This is a genomic window from Nguyenibacter vanlangensis (assembly GCF_013376155.1).
GTDB lineage: Bacteria > Pseudomonadota > Alphaproteobacteria > Acetobacterales > Acetobacteraceae > Gluconacetobacter > Gluconacetobacter vanlangensis.
On sequence record NZ_JABXXP010000148.1, the window covers coordinates 1 to 5874 of the forward strand.

The following is a 5874-nucleotide window of genomic DNA, read 5'->3' on the forward strand; positions in this document are numbered from 1 at the left end:
CGCGACTGCTGGCGGCGCTGGATGCGGCGGTCACGTCGCGCGTCCTGCGTCCGGGGACGTCGCCGATCGTCGTGCCCGGCTATCTTCCCGCCGATTCCGGCCTGGTCGGTGCGTCCTGGCTGACGGGAGGCCCCCGATGACTGACATGATGACCGGCATGCTGACTGGCAAGCTGACTGGCATGCGCCGATGCCTGTACATCTATCCATGGGACCTGCAGGATGAGCCGGACCTGCGGCTCTTTGCCGGTCGGATCCGGGATATGGGCCTGGACACCCTGACCGTCGCGGTGGCCTATCATGCCGGCAAGTTCCTGCGCCCCCAGGGCCGGACGTCGCGGGTCCATTTCCCGCAGGACGGGGCGGTGCATGTCCGTGTCGATCCGTCGCGCTTCGGCACGATCCGGCCGGTCATGGCGGACCGCCTGCTGGACGACGCCCAACTGAGCGTGCTGGCGGAGGAGGGTCTCGGCATCCTGGGCTGGATGGTGCTGCTGCATAATACGGAACTGGGAAGGCGCCATCCGCACGTCACCTGCGAAAATGTCTTCGGCGACCGCTATCCGTACAGCCTGTGCCCCGCGCATCCGGACGTGCGGGCCTATGCCGTCGCGCTGGCCGGCGAAGTCGCGCGCATGCCGGCGGTGCGGGGGCTGGTACTGGAAACCCCGGGCTGGCAACCTTACCAGCACGGCTATCACCACGAAATATCCCTGCTGGACCGCGACCCGTGGTTCGAAGCCGTGGCCGGCCTGTGTTTCTGTGCCTCCTGCCGCGCCGGCGCGGCGGAGCACGGGATCGACGCCGACGCCCTGCGCCGCACGATGCATGACCAGGCCTCGCGCTATCTGGCCCGCCCCGTCGATCGCGGCTGGGATGACGGGATGGCGCGCCTGCTGGCCGAGATGGTGTCGAACGACGCGCTGCGCGCGTTCCTGGCATGGCGCTGCGGCGTCATCACCGGCCTGGTGACGGCGATCCGGGCGGAGATCGGCGCGGCCGGTTCGCTGCACGTCATTCCCTCGGTGCAGCGCAATCCGGTCGCCGCCTGGCTGGAAGGCAGCGACCTGGCGGCGCTGTCGGCGGCCAGCGACGGGTTGGAACTCTGCCTGTACCAGCCGGACCCGCGCGCGGTCGTGTCCACATTGCTGGACGTGCGCGATGCCCTGCCGGCGGGGGTGCTGCCGCGCGTCGTCCTGCGCCCGTCCCCGGCCGATTTTCCATCCGAGGCCGCGTTCGCCGCCGTCGTTCGCGCGGTCCTGGCGACGCCCGGCCAAAATGTCGCCTTCTATCATTACGGCCATCTGCGCCGCGCCAACCTGGACTGGATCGCCCGCGCGTTGCGGGAGGGGTGACGGGACCGCCGGTCCGGCGATGCCGGCATCACATCCGCGCGCGCTCTGCGGGGCCAGGGGACGGCGTCCGTGCGCGAGGGCGCGGGACGCGCTGACGACTTCCCCGCGCCGTCGCGGCCTTAAGACACTCGCGGCGACAACACGGGCGTTTCACGGTGTCCAGAGGACCTGCCGGCCGGCGCGGCGAAGGGCCGCGATGTCGGGGAGTCCGGCCAGGCGCTACTTTTCATCGTAAAATGACATCTACCAAGAAGCCGAGCATGAGAGATAGCTCGCGTCGTTCATGTCGAGCGTTGTGAACTGAACAGACAAAATGCAGACACACTCCGATGATTCGACCATTTCGCCGATAGGGATATCGGCGACGGCAAACTGCAGTAGACCGTTATCCATCGATAGACACCCGTCTGATCCCATATGGGCAATTATATGCCAGGATGCGATTCGTGAAATAGCGCAAGCGCGTTGCCCTCTTTACCTGACGATGATATCTCTCAACCAGCGAGGCTGTGGTCTGCGCCCTTAACAAGGCCCAAATGTACTCCACGACATTAATAGATTCCTAGGCCATCGAGCAACGGGCGCAAAATCTCGTCATCCGGCCGCCAGCGTTTGACTGAACTGCGATAGATTGGCTTTCTCACTTGGTGTACACTTGCGGTTCTGACGGGTCGGTTTGATTTGTGGAAATTCAGGCAAGCATCGTCCCAGGCGAGACCGCAATATGCAATCAATGCTCGTGCACTTTGTTCAAGATCTTCGACAACATCCTCATAATGCACATCATAAATTGTGCCATGTGGAAGGATCTCATGCCAATGTTTCATTAGTTCACCGTAACTGCGGTAGCGTCTCCCTAATTCTCCGAGGTCGAAGGTAAAATCCTGAGAATGAAAGAAGGTCGAGAAGCATGATAGGCATGTGTCGATTGGATCTCGGATGGTATGAATAATCCGCGCATTGGGAAATAGTATATGAATGAGTGCTACATGTTGATAGTTACTTAGAGTTTTGTTGATAATTCTGGACAGTCTCTGAAATTGCATTCTATTTGGCACCAGCTTACGAAGTCGATCCAAATAATCTTCAGAAACAGATATTCGCTCCAAAATCGTTAGATTCTCTACTGGCACTAGTGATTGCCATCGCCCAAATCTTGATGCCGCGGAATGAAATGTGTCGGAGAGACTGCTTATCTCGCCAGCTCCATATATTTCGGGATGGCTAGCCAGAATCTGTTCGACCAATGTCGAACCTGAACGAGGCATCCCAACGATAAAGATGGGAAGTGACGAGGAATGGCCCGTTTTGGCAAGCGTTGCGACAGTATCGGCTGATACAAACTCACATAACTTCTTCGCGCGGTTAATCGCATGCTTTTCGTCGTATGTAAGGGAACGACGACGCAGTTTATTGCCTTCGAGAAAGTGGTCGAATGAAAGTTGATGCGCTCCAAGGTCCGAGTAGACCTTGCCAAGGGCAAAGTGCAGATCGGTGCAATCAGCATCATCAAGCGAGGATCGATCCCTGAGCAGCCGTTGCATGGACAAGAAATAGGGGTCATCCGCAGCCAACTTAGTAGCCTGAGCCAGAGACAAATAATACCGTGAACAATCGGGGGTGAGATCTATAGCACGACGAAAGTAACCAATGGCCACATCAATGTGTCCAAGTTCTTGTAAAACAATCCCCAATTTGAAAAGCGGCATCGATTCGGCAGGCTTCAACACGCTGGCAGACTTGAAATATCCAATCGCAGCATGATATTGCCCAGATTTCTGAAACAACTCCGCAAGGCCGAAATGGGCGGAGAAGTTCGTGTTATCTTGCAATATTATTGTTTTATAACAGGCAATTGCCTCATCGACACGCTCAAGCTCTCTCAACGAAATTGCCAAACTCATCCGAGCCTGTATAAACTCTGGCACATATATCAGAGCGGCTTGGAATTTAAGAACGGCCTCTTCGATTCGTCCGGTGGACCGGAGAGCCGCGCCAAGATTGTTGAGAGCAACCGCGTCATTCGGCGTTATCGAAAGTACAGTCTGATAAGACTGGATTGCAGCTTCATGGTTCCCTTGCTCGGCAAGGATATTCCCTAGATTATTCAAGGCCATTCCATAGGATGGCCGCAATTCGACCGCTTTGCGGAAACAGGAGATTGCCTCCTGGCATTCACCAGTCGTTTGCAGGGCCATTCCAAGATTATTAAGGCCTACCGGGTTATCGGGATCTCGCTTTTGCGCCGCCCGCAAGAGCGGAATCGCCCTGTCGAACCGTTTCTGCTGGGCATAGAACGTTCCCAGCACCTGCATCGCCTGGAGGTGAGAAGGATCCTTTTCGAGAATGAGCTCGCATTTTTTGATAAAATCAGGCGCTTCACTGGGCGAGACCTGTTTGCCAGCCGGCAGGTCGGGTGCTGCAACCGGCGCGCGCCTCATGATGTATGTGCCGGTACGCTAAGCAGTTGCTCTGCATTATTTTGAGGGGAGGAGACTGACGTGTCGATCGGTGCTGAGGTGCCGGTGAAAGATGCCATAGCCTGTATCATCGATGACGTTACGGACGCGTCTCGCGCCGTGGGATATAGCGAAGCGATATCGGCGATATCGGAGGCGCTGAGCGTCTTATTATGAGACCCCAGCAGCGGATACATGATTGAGGTCGGATCGGCGCTTTCGGCCAAGCCAAGCGCATGACCGATCTCATGCAGGGCAAGTTGCTGGAGGCCTACCTGGCTCCCAGCGTAGGTAAACGTCTCGCCGCTTGCCTGCATCAAAGGATCTTGTTGGGGATTTTCCAACTCGATCACGGTACCGGGGCGCAAGACTCCGGCATCGGTCTTTAGGAGCGTGACACCAACAACACCCGTATCCGCCGTATCAAGGTTTCCCCAGCCGATACGGATATCGGATGCGGCGGAGTCCGCAACCTGCTCGAAATCGATACCAGCGGCTTTGGACCATGTGTCGAGCGCCTGTTCCACCGCAGCCTGATATGCCCCTTCGATGGTTCCGCCATACAGGGGCACACCCTGGGGAGGCGTCTCGGCAAAGCTCCACGTTACTGGGCGGCGATCATCAACCAGGCCTCCGACCAACAATGACGGCGCAACGGCGCCAGGCTCACCGGTACCCGCATCAATAGCCTGTTCGTTCAAACTCCAGGCATGGTCTGCGGCATTCGCGGACAGCCCATGCGACAGGTCATATTGACCGATGACGTTCATCGGCTTGGTGATATCTGCATCCAGGCCATAAAAAACCGTATAAGTATATGTCGTGACGTACGTAGTCGTATAAGTGTATACACCGCCGTTTTGTTCATCGCCTGCGCCAGCGATCTTGTCATTCGAGCCGCCCGAAAAAGTCACGTGGGCATGGTTAGTGTCCACCGTGTCATTCGATCCGATAATGTTCAGTGTATCACCGTCGCCGCCCGTGAAAATGTCGTGGCTGCCAGTCACGGTCAGACTTAAATTGTTTCCAAGATGGACGACGAGGTTACTCCCGGTAACTACATTATGGCTGCTATTGTCACCAAAGGTGAATGTCTCGTCATTGGCACCGGCAATCGTCCCATTGAACGTATTGTTCGACCCGTCATCAATGATTGCGTCGCCCGTACCTTCCATATTGAATCGGTTATTGTTGGACCCAGCCGCGATATCTATCGTCGCGTTACTACCCGGCGTAAAGCTATCGTTACTGGCACTCTCCAAGGTAAGCTTTCCGCCATTGCCATTGGTTATCGTATCGTTGGCGCCTTCAACGGTCAGAAAAGCGTCTGTGCTCCCGGTGACTGTGTCATAGTCGCCAATGACAGTGACGTTCTCATTGTCTTCATTGAGATTCACCGTTCCGCTTGAGATGTTGGCTGTGTCGTTTGTTCCCGTGAAGCCGACCGTATCGCCAGTCCAGGCCGTTCCCAACGTGTCGTTATTGCCAATAATGGTGGCATTCTCGTTGTTCTCGTTGAGATTCACCGTTCCGCTTGAGATGTTAGCTGTGTCGTTTGTTCCCGTGAAGCCGACCGTATCGCCAGTCCAGGCCGCTCCCAACGTGTCGTTACTGCCAATAATGGTGACGACCTCGTTGTTCTCGTTGAGATTCACCGTTCCGCTTGAGATGTTGGCTGTGTCGTTGACACCATTGATGATCAGTGAATCCCCCGCACCACCCGTGATCGTGTCGCCGCTGCCGGACACGGTCGCCTGGGTATTGGCATCGAGGATGATGCCGGCATTCTGTCCGTTCGCCGTCGTCGCCCCGGCAGCGTCGTCACCGCCATGGATGTTGTCGTAGCTGCCGTTGGTGCCGCTGACCTCCAGCGCCTCGTCCGGACCGGTGTAGATCGTGTTTCCACCGCCCGTGACCACGAGCGAGTCGCCGGCATTCTCGGTGATCGTGTCGCCGCCGCCGGACACGGTCGCCTGGGTATTGGCATCGAGGATGATGCCGGCATTCTGCCCGTTCGCCGTCGTCGCCCCGGCGGCATCGTTACCGCCATGGATGTTGTCG

At 57.3% G+C, this 5874-nt stretch carries 3 protein-coding genes; 1 reads left to right on the top strand and 2 read right to left on the bottom strand.

The genetic code is table 11. From position 1 onward, the window contains the following. Positions 1 to 136: 136 nt before the first annotated feature. Positions 137 to 1354, top strand: coding sequence for a hypothetical protein (locus HUK84_RS09090; protein WP_176640009.1), 1218 nt, complete (start codon positions 137 to 139; stop codon positions 1352 to 1354). Positions 1355 to 1905: 551 nt separating this feature from the next. Here HUK84_RS09090 and HUK84_RS09095 read toward each other — a convergent pair. Then, positions 1906 to 3795, bottom strand: coding sequence for a tetratricopeptide repeat-containing sulfotransferase family protein (locus HUK84_RS09095; RefSeq protein ID WP_176640010.1), 1890 nt, complete (start codon positions 3793 to 3795; stop codon positions 1906 to 1908). Next, on the bottom strand, positions 3792 to 5874 hold a 2083-nt coding region (locus tag HUK84_RS09100; RefSeq protein ID WP_176640011.1), incomplete at its 5' end, for a matrixin family metalloprotease. The genes HUK84_RS09095 and HUK84_RS09100, both read right to left, overlap by 4 nt.

Excerpts from the sequence above, each read along its gene's own strand:
- HUK84_RS09090 (WP_176640009.1), top strand. The coding sequence starts at position 137 with ATGACTGACATGATGACCGGCATGCTGACTGGCAAGCTGACTGGCATG.
- HUK84_RS09095 (WP_176640010.1), bottom strand. The coding sequence starts at position 3,795 with ATGAGGCGCGCGCCGGTTGCAGCACCCGACCTGCCGGCTGGCAAACAG.